Here is an 18,208-nt window from a genome sequence, read left to right as displayed (position 1 = left end):
AACGAAAAAAACGGGCACACGGCTGCTGCCGTCGCCCGTTTTCAGGAAAAGCGAAGGATCAGAGCTTGCTGTCGATGAGGGCCGACATAACGTCAACCGACATGTCCCCCGAATAGTGTTCACCATTAACGAAGAAGGTCGGCGTCGACTGTACGCCGAAATCCTTTGCGCCCCGCTGCATCACAGCGTTCACATCATCCAGAAGTTTTTGGTTCGTCAAGCAGGCCTCGAAGCTCTCCTGTGTAAAACCGGCGAGTTTGGACATCTGCAGCAAGGCGTCGCGGCCGTTTTGGGCTGCGGCCCACTGCTGCTGCTGCTTGAAGAGCATGGAGATCATCGGGAAGTACTGGCCCTCCGGGGCGCAGCGCGCCAGCATGAAGGCGGCCGCCGCGCGCGGGTCGAACGGGAATTCGCGCACGATGAAGCGAACCTTGCCGCTGTCGATGTACTTGGTCTTGATCGCTTCGAAGGTGTTGTTGTGGAAGGCCGCGCAGTGCGGGCAGGTCATCGACATGTATTCGACGATCGTCACCGGCGCATTGGCTTCGCCCAGCGCCATTTCCGGCAGGGCGCCCGGCTCCATGAGCTTGGCCGCATCGACGGAACCTTCCGACGACGGGAGCTCGACCTTCACGGGAGCGGTCGTCGCCTGAGCGACTTCAGTGCCTGTGGCCGGCTTCGCCTCGGTGTTCGCCGGCGTCGCGGACGTCGATGCCGTAGTGATGGCGTCAGTCGCGGGCTTTGCCGCCGTCTCGCTCGCCTGGGTCGGCGCGGTCGATGCCGTTTCCTTCTTTTCGTCGCTGCAGGCAGCAAGCACCAGGGCGACGGTTGCGATGGCGGCACCGCTGAGCAGGCGTTTCGTAAGGTTCATTGCGGAAGCGGACATGATTTGACCCGTGTTCGGAGGGAATTGTGGTGCGGATTCGATATCTTGCCGCGCGCAGGGCGGCAAGTGGCCGGGCGTCAACAGAATTCAAAGAATTGTGACCGGCTGATGGCCCTATCGCCGACGCGGCGCCAGAACGGCCGTCCCGAGGCGGCGTAAAGCTGCCTTCAGTTCTTCGCTCTCGATACCCTCCACCATCGCCTCCAGCCGACGCGCGGGCTCGCCCGAAAGCTGCTTCGGCTTGCCGCGGTGTTTCGGCTGTACCGAGACGGGTTTCTGGACGATACGCAGTTGCCCGATGGCATAGAAGCCGAAGAAGCCGTTGATGCGCTGGATGAGTTCTCCCTGAGCATGGGTCAGGAAAAGCGCACGCGCGCCTTCGCACGCGACGGTCAGCACGCCCGGCTGGTAGCCACCCTCCCCTGCGATTTCCGAGACACGTCGCGGCCAGGCGATCTTCTCGGGCCGCGTGCAATCGGAGAAGTCTTCGCCGGCGATTTCGTCCCACGAGCCGAGCAACATGGTGTTGATGCCAGCCCGCTTGGCGAGCACCGGGTCGATCAGGCCGTTGGCGACCTCACTGATCTGGACGACACCCTTGCGGGGCTTCTGCTCACTCACGAATGCGACTTTCTGTATGCAACGTCGATTGAGCCTTGATGCCGCGGCTCCGCTTCGCCAAGTATAGGCCGGAAACAGAACTCCCGGCAAATCATGCACGATACAATCCCGGCGGCCGACGCCGCTCCCCTGCTTTTGGAATGGTACGACAGGCACCACCGCGACCTGCCCTGGCGTGTCTCTCCACCTATGGCCAGCCAAGGTATCGTTGCCGATCCCTACCACGTCTGGCTGTCTGAGGTCATGCTGCAGCAGACGACGGTGCAAGCGGTCAAGGCCTATTTCGTGAAGTTCCTGTCACTGTGGCCGACCGTCGAGGACCTGGCGCGCGCGGACAATGAGGACGTGATGAAGGCCTGGGCCGGGCTCGGCTACTATGCCCGCGCCCGCAACCTGAAGAAATGTGCCGAGGTTATCGCCAGGGATCACGGGGGTCGGTTTCCCGACACGGAAGACGGGTTGAAATCCCTTCCCGGCATCGGCGACTACACCGCGGCTGCGATCGCAGCGATCGCCTTCAACCGCAATAGTGCCGTGCTTGACGGCAATGTCGAGCGGGTGATCTCGCGCCTCTATGCGATCGAAACGCCCCTGCCCGCAGCGAAGCCCGAGATGCGGGCGCGTGTCGCCATCCTCACGCCTGACGATCGTCCAGGAGATTTCGCCCAGGCGATGATGGACCTCGGCGCGACGATCTGCACGCCGAAGCGGCCTGCCTGCTCGCTCTGTCCTTTCCGCGCGCACTGTCGCGCGCTGGTCGTTGCCGATCCCGAAACCTTTCCGCGCAAGGCGCAGAAGAAAGACAAGCCACTTCGGCGCGGCGCCGCCTTCGTCGCGATCGATGCCGACAATGCCGTCTATCTGCGAAAAAGGATCGAAACCGGCCTGCTTGGCGGCATGACAGAAGTGCCCGGAACCGACTGGACATCGCGACAGGATGGCGACACCACGCTCGCCTCCCAACCCTTTGCCGCCTCCTGGGAAGACTGCGGCACCATCAGCCACGTCTTCACGCATTTTGAGTTGCGTCTCTCGGTCTATCGCGCCAAAGTCGCGCGCGCCGGAACGGAGGGCAACGGCTGGTGGGAACCGGTTCACTCGCTGAAGGCCCAGGCGCTGCCAACCGTCATGAAGAAGGCAATCGCCCAGGCGATCCCGCATGCCTTCAAGACCGAGCGCTAGAGCGGCATGAGAAAAGAAAGCGCGGTTTTCCGCCCGCATCCGGCCCAACTCCTGATCTAAAAGACCAAGCAAGGAATACGTCCATGAGCAGCATCGACATCCGCCACATCGTCTTCGACATCGGTAAGGTGCTGATCCACTATGACCCCAACCTGCCCTATAGCCGCATCATCCCGGACGAGGCCGAGCGCGAATGGTTCTTCGCCAATGTCTGCACCCATGACTGGAACATCGAGCAGGACCGCGGCCGCTCCTGGGAAGAAGCCGAAGCGCTGCTGATCAAGGATTTTCCCGAGCGCGAGGTGCAGATTCGTGCCTTCCGCAAGCATTGGCAGGAGATGGTGCCGCACGCCTATGTCGAAACGGTTGCGCTGCTGGAACGGCTGATCGCCGAAGGGCGCGACGTGACGATGCTGACGAACTTCGCCTCCGACACCTTCCGCGAAGCGCAGGTGCTCTATCCCTTCCTGACGCTGCCGCGCGGGGTGACCGTTTCGGGCGACGTCAAGCTCATCAAGCCCGATATCGCCATCTACCAAACCCATACGCGTAACTTCGGCCTGACCCCGTCGGCGACGCTCTTCATCGACGACAGCATGCCCAATGTCGAGGCTGCGCGGATGGCCGGCTGGCATGCGGTGCACTTCGTCGACCCGGAAAAATTGAAGTCCGACCTCGCCGCCTACGGCGTCCATCCGTAGGCCGAAATTTCGCTCTTGGCCGCCCCCGACAGCACGATTTTCGCCACGATTCATCATCACTACCTGAGATTGTGATCCGAGGGAGTGATGTATGGATAGTTTAGAATTGTGTGTGATACGGGACGGTGAGGCCAAGGACGCCATGGTCGCGGAAATCTACGCGACCACCGATGCGGGATATCGCGAAGAGGTGACTCTGGACGAGTTCAGGGAACACCTTTCCGAGAGCCGGACCGTTGTCGCTCGCAAGGACGAACGAATCGTCGGCTGGGCTGGCTTTTATCGCGAACGCGACACGGACGAGACGACCTCACTGCCAGGCGCGGCCGTCACGTTCCACGCCGACCAAGACGACATCCATGTGCTCTCCCGGCTGCTGCACGCCGCTGCCAAGGAGGTCCGCCCCGACGGGGTTGTGTGGCCTTCGCGCATAGGCGAATTCCATGAACAGCTTGCCGGAGAAACCGGAGCCGTCGCGCATCGAGAACTGTTCAGGGTATGGCAGGCGCCGCGTGAAGCTTGGCCAGTCACCTCAGATTTTCCGCTCGCCGGAACATCGGCCATCCGCACACCACTGGCTGACGAGGTTCTAGGCCGATACGCTGATTTCTTCACCAAAGCCAAGGTCACGCGTTGCAGCGAGGAGAGCTGCACCACGACCTGGGACACGACCACGGTTACCGAGGAGCTTGCTCAACGCGAAGGTCACGGGCTGACTCAGGTACTGGAAGAACAGGGATGCATTACAGGCGAAGCCTTCGCCTTTGCCGGCGGCGATGAGATGATGCTCGTGATTACCCGGCATCAGGCAACCACGAAGGGCTTGACCGCGCTCATTGCCGCATTGCTGGAGCGCATCCGTGTCACGCATCCGCGGATCGGGATCGTCACGATCGAGGCGGAGCCCGACGAACTGGGACCGCTTGTGCCGGCGCTCGCAGCGTGCGGCTTCGAAGACAAGGGTGCCCGTGTTCTCTACCATTTGCGCCCACAGGGAGCGTCGGACCTCTAAAGGCACTGTGCCAACGCTTCGCGGCGGCACCGATCGCCGCGAAGCCTCTTCATTGCTTGGCCGAGAGGTAGCCCCAGGCCACCCAGGCCGCAACGGCTGCGACCACAAACCAGATACTCAGGATCGCAACAAAGCCGCCTCGGCTGGAGGGGCGCCCCTCCTGTGCCGTCGCCCGTTGCCGGAATTCATCCATGAGCGCCGGCGGCACGAGACGCACCGCCAGAAGGATGCCGAGCGGAACGAGGATCAGATCATCAAGGTAGCCGAGTATCGGAATGAAGTCGGGGATCAAGTCCACCGGCGACAGCGCGTAGGCCGCCACCGCGCCTGCAACAAATTTCGCCGAAATCGGCGTTCGAGGATCTCGTGCGGCGAACCAGAGTGCGACGACGTCGCGTTTGATTTGACGTGCCCATTGCTTGGCGCGCTGGAGTCGACCGGGCGAGGTCATGCGGATGGCAACCCTTGTTCGGGTGAAGACTGGTTACGTCGAACCCTATTTCCCGACGCAAGAATTGGCAATCAGGTGCCGCTTCTTTGCCTCTCCTTGTCAGCCGTTCCGGCAAGAAGACCGACAACATACAAATGCCCGGAACCCTCACGTCGAGGATTCCGGGCATTTAGAGCTCTCCTTCCGGGACTGAAGGTACAAAAACCGGTTAGAGCGCTTTTCGAAGGATCTGGCGGAACTGGTTGATCAGTTCAGTTTTGCCAGATCATTTCGAATGACGGTTCTGAGTTCGTCGATGGGCTTCAGGGTGTTCCCTTCTTCGAAATGCCAGAATGTCCATCCGTTGCATGCATCAAGCCCCTGGACCTTGGCGCCCAGGCGATGAATTGAACCGGCCTCGCCGCCGGAAGCGACCGTGCCGTCGGCCCTGACGATTGCGCTGTAACGGCGCTTGGCGTCCGTCAGAACCGTGCCGGGCTTGATCAGCCCGCTCTCGATCAAGGTGTTGAAGGCGACGCGCGGCTCGGCCTTCTTTCCGGTCATGACGGAAAGCATCGCCTTGCCAAGCGGCTCGACAGCGTCGATGCGCGCCGATGCCGCGTCGATATAGTCCTGTTCGCGCTCGATACCGACGAAGTGCCGGCCGAGGCGCTTGGCAACGGCACCGGTGGTGCCGGAGCCGAAGAACGGATCGAGGATGACGTCGCCCGGCTTGGTCGATGCCATCATGATGCGGGCGAGAAGCGCTTCCGGCTTCTGCGTCGGGTGCACCTTCTTACCGTCGTCGCCCTTGAGGCGCTCGTGTCCGGAGCAGATCGGGAACAGCCAGTCGGAGCGCATCTGCACGTCGTCGTTGGCGGCCTTCATCGCATCGTAGTTGAAGGTGTAGCCCTTGGCATTGGCGTTCGGCGTCGCCCAGATCAGCGTTTCATGGGCGTTCTGGAAACGGCGGCCCTTGAAGTTCGGCATCGGGTTGGTCTTGCGCCAGATGATGTCGTTGAGGATCCAGAAATGCAGGTCCTGCAGGATGGCGCCGACGCGGAAGATGTTGTGGTAGGAGCCGATGACCCAGAGGGTGCCGGTCGGCTTCAGCACACGGCGGCAGGCGAGCAGCCAGGCGCGGGTGAAGGCATCGTAGGCCTCGAAGGAGGCGAACTGGTCCCATTCGTCGTCGACGGCATCGACCACCGACTGATCGGGACGCGTCAGCATTCCGCCGAGCTGGAGGTTGTAGGGCGGGTCGGCGAAAACGACGTCGACCGAATTGTCGGGAAGCGCATTGAGCGCCGCAACGCAGTCACCCTTGATGATGCTGTCGAGCCAGCCCAGCGGACGGGAGGAACGGGAGACTTCGGCAAGCGAAACAACTGAAGACATGGACAACTCGCAAATACGCTTACTCGGAACGGATCATGGAGCTTATGGTTACCGAAGATGGTTACCAAAGCCTGAAGGCCGTTCCGAAAAAGTGCGTAGTCACGCTATGTTAGCGATATCTGATCTCAGAGATTCACTAGGCGTCGTGAAAGGCGCGGCTGTCGGCCGGCGCTTCGTGGCGCTCGTTCAGCCCGTAATCACGAATGACGGAGGCGATGCGCAGCCGATAGTCGGCAAAGACGCCATGGCGTCCCGCATCCTGGGCGGCACGGTGTTCGCTACCGTTGCGCCAGGCCTTCACTGCCGCCTCGTCGCGCCAGAAGGATAGGGACAGGACCTTGTCGGGATTGGAGAGACTCTGGAACCGCTCGATCGAGATGAAACCATCGATGTCGTCGAGCAGCGGGCGCAGATCGGCGGCGATGCCGAGATAGGTGTCGCGCCGGCCCTCGGCGGGTAGGACTTCGAAGATGACGGCAATCATGTTTCACTTACCTCCAACGGGGGCGGACACGTTCTTCAGGAAAATCCGGTCCTCCCTCAGGATAAACCGTTCGCGGCGGGCGAAGGCATAATTCTCGCGGCCGAGCGGATCGGCAGCAAGCCGGGCGCGATAGGCCTCGTAGGCCGTGAGATTCTCGATGTTGTAGACTCCATAAGCCGTCGTCGCCGAACCCTCGTGCGGTCCGAAATAGCCGATGAGATCGGCACCGCAGCGCGGGATCGCCTCGCCCCAATTGCGAGAATAGGCGGCGAACTCTTCTCTTTTGAAGGGATCGATTTCGTAGCGGATGAAGCAGGTGATCATCGTCGTCTCCTTGTGGCCCGGCACGGCGCCCGGCTTTTGATGGGATGACTATGCCTGCTTGTCCGACGGGAATGCTTCGACTACGATCGAAGTATGAAGGAAGGCCCCGACATCGCCCTCATCGGATCGCTGATCGGCGATCCAGCCCGTGCCAACATGCTGACGGTGCTGATGGGCGGTCGCGCGCTTACGGCAACCGAGCTTGCCACCCATGCCGGGATAACGCTTCAGACCGCCAGTTCCCACCTTGCCAAGCTTGAGGCCGGCGGCCTGCTGACACAGCGCAAGCAGGGTCGGCATCGCTATTTTCAACTCGCAGAGGACGAAGTCGGCCTGATGCTCGAGAACCTGATGGGCTTTGCCGCCAGCCGCGGCATGAACCGTCACCGCCCGGGCCCTAAAGATCCGGCGCTCCGGAAGGCGCGCGTCTGCTACAACCATCTTGCCGGCGACTATGGCGTGCGCATGTATGACAGCCTGATCGCCGAAAAGCAGATCGAGATCAACGGCGACGACCTAGCACTAACCCCGGCCGGCCAAGTTCGGATCGAGGCGCTGGGCATCGACTATTCGGCACTGAAGAAATCGCGTCGCCCGATCTGCCGCACCTGCCTCGACTGGAGCGAGCGACGGACGCACCTCGCCGGCTCGCTCGGTGAGGCGCTGCTGACGCTCTTCATCGACAAGGGTTGGGCGAAGCGGGAGGCCGACAGCCGCGCCATCCGCTTTACCTCCAGCGGTGAGAAGGCCTTCTCCGAACTGTTTCCGCAATAGCCAAGCGATGTGCCTCAATCGGCGCAAATCCGCACGGAAAACCGCGACGCATCTTTCCCGCATTTGCTCTAGCCGACGATCGAAAACGCCTCGCGCGTTTCGCCGGCGGCTGTTCTCACCGGCGTCTTGCCGATCCAGCCCACATGCCGCTCGAGGATCTTTGCAGCCTCGTCGCCACGGCCTTCGCGCAGAGCCGCAAGAATTGCGCGATGGTCATGGTCGGTGCGCGCTTCCCAGCTCGTGCGCCAGGCGGAGAAGAGAAAACGGGCGCTTGCGGCATGCAGATCGTCGATGGCGGCAAGCAGCCGCGGCATGCCGCAGGGCTGCAGGATCAGACGGTGGAAGGTGCGGTTTGCCGCTTCCCAGGAGCGCACGTCGCGCGAAGTGTCTGCCGCCATGGTGGCGGTCTCCGCCCGGTCGAGGATCGCCGGCGTCAGATGCGGGATCGCATGGCGAAGCGCCAGCACCTCGAGAACGGCGCGCATCTCCGCGACCTCCCTCACCTCCTTGAGATCGAAGGACGCGACACGGACGCCACGGCGCGGTTCGCTGACGGCAAGCCCCTGGGCCTCCAGCCGCCGAAAGGCTTCGCGAACGGGGACGTGGCTCGCACCGAATTCCTCGGCGATGTGATCCTGCCGCAAGCGCTCGCCGGGCATCAATATGCCGGAGATAATCCTCTCGGCGAGTGCCCTGCTGATGCGACTTGCAAGTGTGTCGTCCTGTTGCTTTTCCATCGCCTACAGATAGAGCCGCGAAACAATACTGTCGAGCAAGCGCAGCAGCGGTTTCGATGATTTCCAAAGGTTGAGCTTTCGGCTGCCATCGTATAAAGCTCTGCCGTACGAAGCCCCGCGCCGCGCGAGCCATTCTCCCCCGCCTGCGGCGCCTTCTCCTCCCAGGGAACTGTTCCAAATGACCGGTATCGATCTCATCATTTTTGATTGCGACGGCGTTCTCGTCGATTCCGAAATCATCGCCTCGGAAGTCGAAGCGGCACTGCTGACCGAAGCGGGTTACCCGATCAGCGTCGAAGAAATGGCCGAGCGCTTTGCCGGCATGACCTGGCACAACACGCTGCTCGAGATCGAGAGGGAGGCGAGCATTCCGCTTTCCGCATCGCTGATCGGCAAGGTCGACACCATCCTCGACCAGCGCCTGGAACGCGATGTCAAGATCATCGACGGCGTCAAGCCGATGCTGCTGCAGCTGACGCTGCCCCATTGCATCTGCTCCAACTCCACCTCGGCGCGCCTGGCGATGATGCTCGGCAAGGTCGGCATCAAGGACCATTTCGGCCCGCGCATCTACTCGGCGCGCGACCTCGGCCCCGATCGCGTCAAGCCGAAGCCGGACATCTTCCTGCATGGCGCCAAGCAGATGGGCGTGGACCCATCGCGGGTACTCGTTATCGAAGACTCGGTGCATGGCATCCATGGCGCGCGCGCCGCGGGCATGCGCGTCGTCGGCTTCACCGGCGGCTCCCACACCTTCCCGTCGCATGCCGACAAGCTGACGGAAGCCGGCGCCGAAACCGTGATCTCGCGCATGACGGCGTTGCCGGGCGTGATTTCAGCGCTTTCGGAATGGTCGGAATCGTTGACGGCCTGACGCCGCTCAACGGTCCCATCCGGCCCCACCCCTTTCGCCCCTGCCTTCCGGCCGGAGTGAGAAAAAAGCCTTCGGCCACCACGGCAGGCGTCCGATTAGACGCCGAGGGACACGATGACACATTGAAGTGGCGCCGTGTCCCTTAGAAAATCTCCCCGGTTTTCGAAAAAGCCGCGCACGAGGGCCATATCAAGCAAGCCCCATCAGGGCTATTTCTAGGAGGAAACACTATGCGTCTTTCAATGTTGACTGGCCTGACCCTGGCCGCCAGCGTCGCCTTCGGCCCGCTCGCCTTCGCCGATATCACCGTTGGCGTCATCACGCCGCTCACCGGCCCGGTCGCGGCCTATGGCGAGCAGGTGAAAAACGGCGCGGAAACGGCCGCTGAAGAGATCAACAAGGCTGGCGGCATCAACGGCGAAAAGATCGTTCTGAAGCTGCTCGACGACGCCGGCGACCCGAAGCAGGCCGTTTCGGTTGCCAACCAGGCAGCCGGCGAAGGCATCCGCTATGTCGTCGGCCCGGTGCTTTCGGGCACCTCGATGGCGGCTTCCGACATTCTCGCCGAAAACGGCATCCTGATGGTAACGCCGACGGCAACGACGCCTGACCTCACGACCCGTGGCCTCTGGAACGTGCTGCGCACATGCGGCCGCGACGACCAGCAGGCCGAAGTCGCCGCTGCCTACGTGGTCAAGAACCTCAAGGACAAGAAGGTCGCCGTCCTGCACGACAAGGCACCCTACGGCAAGGGACTTGCTGACGGCTTCAAGAAGGCGATCAATGCAGGCGGCATCACGGAAGTCGTCTATGAAGGTCTGAACCCGGGCGACAAGGACTTCAGCGCCATCGTTACGCGCCTCAAGTCCGAGAACGTCGACGTCGTCTACTTCGGCGGCTACCATCCGGAAGGCGGCCTGCTCGCACGCCAGATGCACGACCAGGGCGTGAAGGCACAGATCTTCGGCGGCGACGGCCTGTCGAACACCGAGTTCTGGGCGATCGGCGGCGAAGCTGCTACCGGCACGATCTACACCAACGCCAGCGACGCGACCCGCAACCCGGCGTCGGCTCCGGCCGTCGAAGCGCTGAAGGCGAAGAACATCCCGGCCGAAGCCTTCACCCTCAACGCCTATGCCGCCGTGCAGGTGCTGAAGGCCGGCATCGAGAAAGCCGGTTCTGCCGAAGACGCGACTGCGGTTGCCACCGCGATCAAGTCCGGCGAAGCAATCGACACCGTGCTCGGCAAGCTGACCTACGGCGAAGCCGGCGACCTGACCTCGCAGGCGTTCTCGCTCTACAAGTGGGAAGGCGGCAAGAGCGTTCCGGCCGAGTAAGCCAGCGCAGGATGGAAATGAAAACGCCGGGGCAAGCCCCGGCGTTTTTTTGTGCGGTATGCGCCGCAGCCTACTTCTTCTTGCCCTTGGCCGGCGGGCCCTCGTCGAAGCCGACATAGACGGTGACGTTGGACCCGGCGCCAGCCGGCAGCGCCACGTTCGCCTTGGTGAAGACGAATTGCGCCGAGCCGGTGGACGGGATTTCCACCGCCTGCTGCGTCAGTTCGGAGTAGAGCGTCTTGTCGTCGTCGGTGGCAGCGACACGGATCGGCATGGTGATCTTGCCGGGGCCGCCGGCCGGACCGCTGACCACGCGTCCCTGCACCACGACGGTTATCGACAATGCGCCCTCGCTCTGCACGCACTGGCGCGTGGTGTCGGCGAGTGAGGCCTGGTAAACGACCTTCGTCGGGTCGTTCTTGGCACCCTTAGCGTAGCTGGTGAACACCGACGTGCCATCACGCAGGACGACCTGCGGGCACGCGGCCTGGACGACGGCTGGCGTCGGAGCGGTGGCGCTGCCGCCCGCCTCGATCGCTCCGCCGGATTGCGTCTTGTTACAGCCGGCGAGGACCGCGAGAAAAGATATTGCGAGAACAGGCCGGGATACTTTGCCAAACACGTTGAACAACCTCTGCTGGACCGGTTGAAACTCCTTGACCGAAATCTCGGCCGGAAGACCTTTCATGGCCTTCGGGCATCGTCTATAGCAGCGACAAACTGAAAAATCGATTGGGTCGGCGTGTCCCTACCGAATTTTCCGAAGCCTGATTTACGGCCGGAAATTGCGTTGGTGACAAGAATAGATGCAGACTTTGTCAAGGACTGACGCAATAAGACGGGCATGCCGCGGCGGCGTTTCCCAGGGTCGCGGCCATCCTTGAGGTGGGACGAAGGACAACCATGGTGAAGTATATCTCGACGCGCGGCGAAGCCGCTCCTCTCGGCTTCTGCGACGCGCTGCTTGCCGGTCTTGCGCGCGATGGCGGTCTTTATCTCCCCAAGGAATGGCCGAAGTTTTCCAAGAAGGAAATCCGGGGCTTGCGCGGCAAGTCCTACCAGGAAATCGCGTTCACGGTGCTCGAGCCCTTCATCAATGGCGAGATTCCGGCGGCCAAGTTCCGCGAAATGGTCGATGAGGCCTACGCCACCTTCCGCCACCCGGCCGTCGCACCGCTCGTGCAGACGGGTCCGAACGCCTTCGTCATGGAACTCTTCCATGGCTCGACGCTCGCCTTCAAGGATGTGGCGATGCAATTGCTTGCACGGTTGATGGACTATGTTCTGGCCGAGCGTGGCGAGCGCGCCACCATCGTCGGCGCGACTTCGGGCGACACCGGCGGTGCGGCCATCGACGCTTTTGCCGGCCGTGAACGTACCGACATCTTCATCCTCTTCCCGCACGGCAAGGTTTCGCCGGTGCAGCAGCGGCAGATGACGACATCGAACGCATCCAACGTTCATGCCATCGCCGTCAAGGGCAACTTCGACGACTGTCAGAACCTGGTCAAAGGCATGTTCAACGATGCAGCCTTCCGCGACCGCGTCAAGCTTTCGGGCGTCAACTCGATCAACTGGGCGCGCATCATGGCCCAGATCGTCTACTACTTCACCACGGCAGTCGCGCTCGGCGGACCGGACCGCAAGATCTCCTTCACGGTCCCGACCGGCAATTTCGGCGACATCTTCGCCGGCTACGTCGCCAAGCGCATGGGCCTGCCGATCGACAAGCTGGTGATCGCTACCAACGAGAACGACATTCTCGCCCGCACGCTGAAGACGGGTCGCTACGAGATGCGAGACGTCAAGGCGACGACCGCACCGTCGATGGACATCCAGATTTCGTCGAACTTCGAGCGGCTCCTGTTCGAGGCGAACGACCGTGATCCGGGCGAAGTGCGCTCGGCGATGGACGGCCTCAAGCAGTCCGGTTCCTTCACCATCCGCGAAAAGGCTCTGAAGGCCATCCGCAAGGAGTTCCGCTCCGGTCGCGCCTCGGAGAAGGACGTTGCCAGGACGATCGCCAAGACGCTGGAAAAAACCGGCTATCTGCTTGATCCGCACAGCGCCGTCGGCGTCTTCGTCGCCGCCAAGCACGAGAAGCCGTCTGCTCCCATGGTGACGCTCGCCACCGCCCATCCGGCGAAATTCCCGGACGCTGTAAAATCGGCAAGTGGTATTGACCCGGCGCTTCCGACGTGGCTTGCTGACCTCATGAACAGGGAGGAGCGTTTCGATATCCTGGATCCGGACCTGAAGAGCGTCGAGACCTTTATCGGCGAGCGCACCCGTCTCCGGGGGTAAGAACGAGAAGAAACGTATGATGAAAGTTGAGTGCACCCGGCTCCCTTCCGGGTTGACGGTGGTAACCGAGCAGATGCCGCATCTCGAAAGCGTGGCGCTCGGGGTGTGGATCAAATCCGGTTCGCGCAATGAAACCCTGGGCGAACATGGCATTGCCCACCTGCTTGAGCACATGGCTTTCAAGGGCACCGCGCGGCGCACCGCCCGCCAGATTGCCGAAGAAATCGAAAATGTCGGCGGCGAAGTCAACGCTGCGACCTCGACCGAGACGACGTCCTACTATGCCCGTGTCCTCAAGGATCACGTGCCGCTGGCAGTCGATATTCTCGCTGACATTCTTACCGAATCCAGCTTCGACGATGAGGAACTGCGGCGCGAGAAGCACGTGATCCTGCAGGAGATCGGCGCTGCCGACGACACGCCGGATGACGTCGTCTTCGACCGTTTCGCCGAGACCGCCTATCGCAACCAGACCGTCGGCCGGCCGATCCTCGGTACGCCGGATACGGTCATGTCGTTCTCTGCCGACCAGATCCGCCAGTATCTCGGCCGCAATTACACCACCGACCGCATGTTCGTGGTCGCAGCCGGCGCCGTCGAACACGACGCCTTCGTGCGCCAGGTGGAGGAGCGCTTCTCGTCGCTTCCGCGTACGCCGATCGCAACCCCGGTGCTCGAGGCAGCGCGCTATACGGGCGGCGAGAGCCGCGAAACGCGCGACCTGATGGACGCCCAGGTGCTGCTCGGCTTCGAGGGCAAGGCCTATCACGCCCGCGACTTCTACTGCTCGCAAATCCTCGCCAACATCCTCGGCGGCGGCATGTCTTCCCGCCTCTTCCAGGAAGTGCGCGAACACCGTGGCCTCTGTTATTCGGTCTATGCCTTCCATTGGGGCTTTTCCGACACCGGCATCTTCGGCGTGCATGCGGCAACCGGCGGCGAGAACCTGCCGGAACTGATGCCCGTCATCGTCGACGAACTGCGCAAGTCCTCGATGAACATCGAGCAGCAGGAAATCGAACGGGCGCGCGCCCAGATTCGTGCACAGTTGCTGATGGGGCAGGAAAGCCCGGCCGCCCGCGCAGGTCAAATCGCCCGCCAGATGATGCTCTATGGGCGTCCGATCCCGAACGAAGAACTGATGGAGCGCCTCTCCGGCATCACCATCGAGCGATTGACCGACCTTGCCGGCCGGCTGTTCTTCGATACGACGCCGACCCTTTCGGCCATCGGCCCGCTGGAGCAGCTTGCTCCCATGAACGATATCCTGTCGTCATTGACCGGCAAGACCGCCGTTCAGCACGCCGTCGCCAGCTAACCGGCTTCGATCATTTCATTGTTTCATTGAAACCGTGAAATGATCGTGCCTTTTGGGGACTGTGCAATTCCTGGCAGAGACCATCCGAGCCCAAGCCTGGATTAGCCTTGGGCCGGCGAACGCGTCGCTGGCGCAAACGTCGTGCTCGAATGGTGAAGTCTTTGCGTCTTTTCGCAAAATCGGATTCGATTTGCGCGCAAAGTTGTGCAAGGTTTCGGTTTGTGACAGCGCAAAGGCGCGCTGCCGGGCGGATGATAAAAGGTCCCCGCACGCAAACTGGACGGCCTCGGAGGCAGCTATGACACGATCGGTTTTTCGGTTCCTGTCGCGGCAGCCGGAGACGATCGAAATCGCCGACCAGAATTATCTGCTGCGGCTCCCCCGCTATGCCGACTATCGCCAATGGTATCAGCTCCGAAGCGAGAGCCGCGCCTTCCTGGAACCGTGGGAACCAACCTGGCGCACTGACGAGATGACCGAGAGCGCCTATCGCAGCCGGGTCATCCGCAACGAGCAGGAATACTCCTCAGGGCAAGCGGTGCCGCTCTTTCTTTTCCACAAGCCAGACGAGATGCTGCTCGGGGGACTTACGATCGGCCACATCCGCCGCGGCGCCGGGCAAAACTGCATGATCGGCTACTGGATGGGCGCGCGCCACGCCGGCAAGGGCCACATGCATGCGGCCCTGAGACTCGCTATTCCCTACATCTTTTCGACCCTTGAGTTGCACCGTATTGAAGCAGCCTGTATTCCGGACAACTCAAGAAGCATCCGGCTCCTTGAAAAGGCCGGTTTTGCGCGTGAAGGCTACTTAAGACAGTACTTGAGAATTAATGGCCAGTGGCGCGACCACGTGCTCTTTTCTCTCCTGTCCGACGATGCCCTACCGAACAGGAATATGCCCCTTTGATGCCCCTAGCCCGCTCGCCCTTCGCCTGGTCAGCCTCGAAGCTGGCAGCGTTTCTGATTACGCTCACAACGTTTTTCTGCGCGCTCGGCGGTGCGGCCCAGGCTCTGGAGCCGGTGAAGATCTCGCGCGAGGACACCGCGCTCGACCTGACGGCAACCACCGAAATCTACAGCGGCCGCAACGAAGCCTTCCAGGTCTCGACCGCGCCCGGAACCGACGGCATCGTGCGCCGCATCGAAGTACGCTCCAGCAGCGAGGACCACCAGGGCGACTGGGCGGTGTTCGCGCTTGCCAACGTTTCGGCCGAACCGCTCGACCGCGTGATCGTCGCACCGCATTTCCGGCTGGTGAATTCCAAGCTGTTCTGGCCGGACCTCGGCTCCAAGCGCATCCTTTCGATCACGCCCAGCGAAGGTTTCGCGCTCAGCCGCGAGCCGAGCGACGAAGCGGACGTCTTCCGCATCACGTTGGCGCCGGGCGTCATCATCACCTTTGTCGCTGAACTCGCGACACCCGAACTGCCGCAGATCTACCTGTGGGAACCGGACTCCTACAAGGACACGGTCAACGCCTTCACGCTCTATCGCGGCATCGTGCTCGGCATTGCCGGTCTGCTTGCGGTGTTCCTGACCATCCTCTTCGTCGTCAAGGGAACCTCGATGCTGCCGGCGACGGCGGCGCTCGCCTGGGCGGTCCTCGCCTATATCTGCGTCGATTTCGGCTTCCTGTCGAAGCTCATCAGCGTGACGGCCGGAGACGAGCGAATATGGCGAGCGGGCACCGAGGTCTTCCTGGCGGCGGGCCTGGTGATCTTCCTGTTCACCTATCTCAATCTCAACCGCTGGCATCAGCATCTCGGATACGCAACGCTCGCCTGGATCCTGGGACTCGGCCTGCTCTTCGGCGTCGCCGTCTATGATCCCGCGATTGCGTCCGGTATCGCCCGACTCTCCTTTGCGCTGACAGGAACGGTCGGCATCGTGCTGATCGCCTATCTCGGCTTCAACCGATACGACCGGGCGATCCTGCTAGTGCCTGCCTGGCTGCTCATCCTCGTCTGGCTCTTCGGCGCATGGTTGACCGTCACCGGCCAGCTTGCCAACGACATCGTGCAGCCGGCGCTCGGCGGCGGTCTCGTGCTCATCGTGCTCTTGATCGGCTTCACCGTCATGCAGCATGCGGTTGCCGGCAGCGGTTACCAGCAGGGCCTGTTCTCGGATCTCGAGCGCCAGTCGCTCGCGCTCACCGGCTCCGGCGATACCGTCTGGGACTGGGACGTCGCCCGCGACCGGGTGGTGACCATGCCGGATATATCGACCCAGCTCGGCCTGTCGCTCGGCAGCATGCACGGACCCTTGCGCAACTGGTTGCCGCGCCTGCATCCTGATGATCGCGACCGCTTCCGGGCGACGCTCGACGTGCTTCTGGAGCGCCGCCGCGGCAAACTCAACCATGAGTTCCGCGTACGCGCCGAAGATGGCCATTATCACTGGCTTTCCATTCGCGCCCGGCCGGTGCTCGGTGCCAACGGCGAAATCATCCGCTGCGTCGGCACCATTATCGACATCACCGAGCAGCGCAATTCCGTCGAGCGGCTGTTGCACAATGCACTGCTCGACAATCTGACCGGCCTTCCCAATCGGCAGGTGTTTCTCGATCGGTTGCAGGCAATCCTGCTGATGGCCGACGGCAGCAATTCGGCGCGCCCGACGGTGCTCGCAATCGACATCGACCGTTACAAACAGGTTAACGATCTCCTGGGCATTGCCGCCGGCGACAACATCCTCATCGCGCTCACGCGGCGACTGCGCCGACTGCTGCGCCCACAGGACACGCTTGCCCGCCTCGGCGGCGACCAGTTCGGCCTGATCCTGATGTCCGAGCGTGACCCCGCCAAGGTCGCGGATTTCGCCGACGCGGTGAGCAAGGCGATCATGGTGCCACTCAACTATGGCAATCGCGAAATCAACCTGACGGCATCGATCGGTCTCGTCTCCTGGCTCGATCAGGAGCAAAGCGCCGCCGGCCTGCTCGACGACGCCGAACTCGCCATGTTCCGGGCGAAGAAGGAAGGCGGCAACCGTGTCGAACCGTTCCGCCCTGCCTTCCGCACCTCCGGATCGGACAGGCTTCAGCTTGAAGCCGATCTCAAAAAGGCGATCGAGCGCAAGGAGCTTTCGCTGGTCTATCAGCCGATCGTGCGGTTGAACGACGCGGAGATCGCCGGCTTCGAGGCGCTGATGCGCTGGGACCATCCGAAACGCGGCAACATCTCGCCGACCGAGTTCATTCCGATCGCCGAGAATTCCGACCTCATCAACCAACTCGGCATGTTCGCCTTCGACAAGGCGACGAGCGACCTGACGGAATGGCAGCTGCAGTCCGGCGACCTGCCGATCTTCGTCTCGATCAATTTGTCGAGCGCGCAGTTGCTCAACAACGAGCTCTATGACGACGTTCGCGCGATCCTCACCAAGAACCGCTGCGATCCGGGCAAGGTGAAGATGGAACTGACGGAATCGCTCGTGATGGAAAATCCCGAGCAGGCACGCCTCGTTCTCGAAAAGCTGAAGGAAGCCGGTCTGAAGCTGGCACTCGACGACTTCGGCACGGGCCATTCGTCGCTGTCTTACCTCACCCGCTTCCCCTTCGACACGATCAAGATCGACAAGGCGCTGGTGCGCGACCCGAGCGACAAGCGCGGCATCCTGCTGCGCTCGGTCATCACCATGGCGCGCGAACTCGATATGCAGGTGGTGGCCGAAGGTATCGAATCCGAGGACGACGCGATCCAGCTCTCGCAGATGGGCTGCGACTACGGCCAGAGCTTCCTCTTCGGCCCCCCGATTGGCTCGGAATCGATCCAGCGGCTGCTGAAGGAGCGCTTTCCCCTGATGAAGCGGGCGTAAACGCGGC

18 protein-coding genes are annotated in these 18,208 nt (G+C 62.1%); 10 read left to right on the top strand and 8 right to left on the bottom strand.

Going from position 1 to position 18,208, the window contains the following annotated elements; all coding sequences use genetic code 11:
* Positions 1-58: 58 nt before the first annotated feature.
* Both LAC81_RS03045 and LAC81_RS03040 read right to left on the bottom strand, forming a co-directional pair.
* Complete coding sequence (locus tag LAC81_RS03045; RefSeq protein WP_223726666.1) at positions 59-886, bottom strand: DsbA family protein; 828 nt, start codon at positions 884-886, stop codon at positions 59-61.
* A 114-nt stretch (positions 887-1,000) separates the two neighbouring features.
* Positions 1,001-1,507 carry a DUF721 domain-containing protein gene (locus LAC81_RS03040; RefSeq protein WP_113537958.1) on the bottom strand — a complete coding sequence of 169 codons (507 nt, stop codon included), beginning with the start codon at positions 1,505-1,507 and terminating at the stop codon, positions 1,001-1,003.
* A gap of 93 nt (positions 1,508-1,600) precedes the next feature.
* Between LAC81_RS03040 and mutY the strand changes: the two genes are divergently transcribed.
* The 3 genes from mutY to LAC81_RS03025 all read left to right on the top strand — a co-directional run bounded on the left by mutY (position 1,601) and on the right by LAC81_RS03025 (position 4,402).
* A complete protein-coding gene (gene mutY / locus LAC81_RS03035) occupies positions 1,601-2,689 on the top strand; it encodes an A/G-specific adenine glycosylase (protein WP_419195799.1) in 1,089 nt (362 codons plus the stop codon).
* Between the two features lie 83 nt (positions 2,690-2,772).
* The gene (locus LAC81_RS03030; RefSeq protein WP_223726665.1) at positions 2,773-3,390 is read left to right on the top strand and encodes an HAD family hydrolase; all 618 of its coding nucleotides are present in this window, start codon (positions 2,773-2,775) and stop codon (positions 3,388-3,390) included.
* Positions 3,391-3,532: 142 nt separating this feature from the next.
* Positions 3,533-4,402: a hypothetical protein gene (locus LAC81_RS03025; protein WP_223726664.1), complete on the top strand. Its 870-nt coding sequence runs from the start codon at positions 3,533-3,535 to the stop codon at positions 4,400-4,402.
* A 49-nt stretch (positions 4,403-4,451) separates the two neighbouring features.
* Here the strand turns inward: LAC81_RS03025 and LAC81_RS03020 are convergent, their stop codons facing one another.
* The 4 genes from LAC81_RS03020 to LAC81_RS03005 all read right to left on the bottom strand — a co-directional run bounded on the left by LAC81_RS03020 (position 4,452) and on the right by LAC81_RS03005 (position 7,038).
* Positions 4,452-4,853, bottom strand: coding sequence for a YkvA family protein (locus LAC81_RS03020; RefSeq protein WP_223726663.1), 402 nt, complete (start codon positions 4,851-4,853; stop codon positions 4,452-4,454).
* A 246-nt stretch (positions 4,854-5,099) separates the two neighbouring features.
* Positions 5,100-6,230, bottom strand: coding sequence for a site-specific DNA-methyltransferase (locus LAC81_RS03015; protein ID WP_223726662.1), 1,131 nt, complete (start codon positions 6,228-6,230; stop codon positions 5,100-5,102).
* A 136-nt stretch (positions 6,231-6,366) separates the two neighbouring features.
* A complete protein-coding gene (locus LAC81_RS03010; protein ID WP_223726661.1) occupies positions 6,367-6,714 on the bottom strand; it encodes an antibiotic biosynthesis monooxygenase family protein in 348 nt (115 codons plus the stop codon).
* 3 nt (positions 6,715-6,717) lie between these two features.
* Entirely contained in the window at positions 6,718-7,038 is a 321-nt protein-coding gene (locus tag LAC81_RS03005) for an NIPSNAP family protein (protein ID WP_223726660.1), read from the bottom strand.
* Between the two features lie 93 nt (positions 7,039-7,131).
* Between LAC81_RS03005 and LAC81_RS03000 the strand changes: the two genes are divergently transcribed.
* Positions 7,132-7,812 (top strand): ArsR/SmtB family transcription factor, encoded by a 681-nt coding sequence (locus LAC81_RS03000; protein WP_223726659.1) that lies wholly within the window; start codon positions 7,132-7,134, stop codon positions 7,810-7,812.
* Between the two features lie 68 nt (positions 7,813-7,880).
* On the opposite strand, the gene LAC81_RS02995 is transcribed toward LAC81_RS03000, so the two are convergent.
* A complete protein-coding gene (locus LAC81_RS02995) occupies positions 7,881-8,549 on the bottom strand; it encodes a GntR family transcriptional regulator (RefSeq protein WP_223726658.1) in 669 nt (222 codons plus the stop codon).
* 178 nt (positions 8,550-8,727) lie between these two features.
* Between LAC81_RS02995 and LAC81_RS02990 the strand changes: the two genes are divergently transcribed.
* Together LAC81_RS02990 and LAC81_RS02985 are read left to right on the top strand one after the other, a co-directional pair.
* Complete coding sequence (locus LAC81_RS02990; RefSeq protein ID WP_113537968.1) at positions 8,728-9,423, top strand: HAD family hydrolase; 696 nt, start codon at positions 8,728-8,730, stop codon at positions 9,421-9,423.
* Between the two features lie 230 nt (positions 9,424-9,653).
* Positions 9,654-10,760 carry an ABC transporter substrate-binding protein gene (locus LAC81_RS02985; protein ID WP_113537969.1) on the top strand — a complete coding sequence of 369 codons (1,107 nt, stop codon included), beginning with the start codon at positions 9,654-9,656 and terminating at the stop codon, positions 10,758-10,760.
* Between the two features lie 70 nt (positions 10,761-10,830).
* Here LAC81_RS02985 and LAC81_RS02980 read toward each other — a convergent pair whose 3' ends face one another.
* Positions 10,831-11,382: a hypothetical protein gene (locus LAC81_RS02980; RefSeq protein WP_223727751.1), complete on the bottom strand. Its 552-nt coding sequence runs from the start codon at positions 11,380-11,382 to the stop codon at positions 10,831-10,833.
* Positions 11,383-11,663: 281 nt separating this feature from the next.
* Here LAC81_RS02980 and thrC point away from each other — a divergent pair, with 281 nt between their 5' ends.
* The 4 genes from thrC to LAC81_RS02960 all read left to right on the top strand — a co-directional run bounded on the left by thrC (position 11,664) and on the right by LAC81_RS02960 (position 18,201).
* Positions 11,664-13,064, top strand: coding sequence for a threonine synthase (gene thrC, locus LAC81_RS02975; protein ID WP_223726657.1), 1,401 nt, complete (start codon positions 11,664-11,666; stop codon positions 13,062-13,064).
* A 16-nt stretch (positions 13,065-13,080) separates the two neighbouring features.
* Positions 13,081-14,382, top strand: a complete 1,302-nt coding sequence (locus LAC81_RS02970; RefSeq protein ID WP_113537971.1) for a M16 family metallopeptidase — start codon at positions 13,081-13,083, stop codon at positions 14,380-14,382.
* 298 nt (positions 14,383-14,680) lie between these two features.
* Positions 14,681-15,292, top strand: coding sequence for a GNAT family N-acetyltransferase (locus LAC81_RS02965; RefSeq protein ID WP_223726656.1), 612 nt, complete (start codon positions 14,681-14,683; stop codon positions 15,290-15,292).
* The gene (locus LAC81_RS02960; RefSeq protein ID WP_223726655.1) at positions 15,292-18,201 is read left to right on the top strand and encodes an EAL domain-containing protein; all 2,910 of its coding nucleotides are present in this window, start codon (positions 15,292-15,294) and stop codon (positions 18,199-18,201) included. Before LAC81_RS02965 ends, LAC81_RS02960 begins: the two co-directional genes overlap by 1 nt.
* Positions 18,202-18,208: the final 7 nt, after the last annotated feature.

It is taken from the genome of Ensifer adhaerens (assembly GCF_020035535.1).
Lineage (GTDB): Bacteria > Pseudomonadota > Alphaproteobacteria > Rhizobiales > Rhizobiaceae > Ensifer.
This window is presented reverse-complemented; position numbering and strand designations above follow the sequence as displayed.

Excerpts from the sequence above, each read along its gene's own strand:
- LAC81_RS03025 (WP_223726664.1), top strand. The coding sequence starts at position 3,533 with ATGGTCGCGGAAATCTACGCGACCACCGATGCGGGATATCGCGAAGAG.
- mutY (WP_419195799.1), top strand. The coding sequence starts at position 1,601 with ATGCACGATACAATCCCGGCGGCCGACGCCGCTCCCCTGCTTTTGGAA.
- LAC81_RS02970 (WP_113537971.1), top strand. The coding sequence starts at position 13,081 with ATGATGAAAGTTGAGTGCACCCGGCTCCCTTCCGGGTTGACGGTGGTA.
- LAC81_RS03030 (WP_223726665.1), top strand. The coding sequence starts at position 2,773 with ATGAGCAGCATCGACATCCGCCACATCGTCTTCGACATCGGTAAGGTG.
- LAC81_RS02960 (WP_223726655.1), top strand. The coding sequence starts at position 15,292 with ATGCCCCTAGCCCGCTCGCCCTTCGCCTGGTCAGCCTCGAAGCTGGCA.
- LAC81_RS02995 (WP_223726658.1), bottom strand. The coding sequence starts at position 8,549 with ATGGAAAAGCAACAGGACGACACACTTGCAAGTCGCATCAGCAGGGCA.
- LAC81_RS02965 (WP_223726656.1), top strand. The coding sequence starts at position 14,681 with ATGACACGATCGGTTTTTCGGTTCCTGTCGCGGCAGCCGGAGACGATC.
- LAC81_RS02985 (WP_113537969.1), top strand. The coding sequence starts at position 9,654 with ATGCGTCTTTCAATGTTGACTGGCCTGACCCTGGCCGCCAGCGTCGCC.
- LAC81_RS03005 (WP_223726660.1), bottom strand. The coding sequence starts at position 7,038 with ATGATCACCTGCTTCATCCGCTACGAAATCGATCCCTTCAAAAGAGAA.
- thrC (WP_223726657.1), top strand. The coding sequence starts at position 11,664 with ATGGTGAAGTATATCTCGACGCGCGGCGAAGCCGCTCCTCTCGGCTTC.
- LAC81_RS02990 (WP_113537968.1), top strand. The coding sequence starts at position 8,728 with ATGACCGGTATCGATCTCATCATTTTTGATTGCGACGGCGTTCTCGTC.
- LAC81_RS03020 (WP_223726663.1), bottom strand. The coding sequence starts at position 4,853 with ATGACCTCGCCCGGTCGACTCCAGCGCGCCAAGCAATGGGCACGTCAA.
- LAC81_RS03045 (WP_223726666.1), bottom strand. The coding sequence starts at position 886 with ATGTCCGCTTCCGCAATGAACCTTACGAAACGCCTGCTCAGCGGTGCC.
- LAC81_RS03000 (WP_223726659.1), top strand. The coding sequence starts at position 7,132 with ATGAAGGAAGGCCCCGACATCGCCCTCATCGGATCGCTGATCGGCGAT.
- LAC81_RS03010 (WP_223726661.1), bottom strand. The coding sequence starts at position 6,714 with ATGATTGCCGTCATCTTCGAAGTCCTACCCGCCGAGGGCCGGCGCGAC.
- LAC81_RS03015 (WP_223726662.1), bottom strand. The coding sequence starts at position 6,230 with ATGTCTTCAGTTGTTTCGCTTGCCGAAGTCTCCCGTTCCTCCCGTCCG.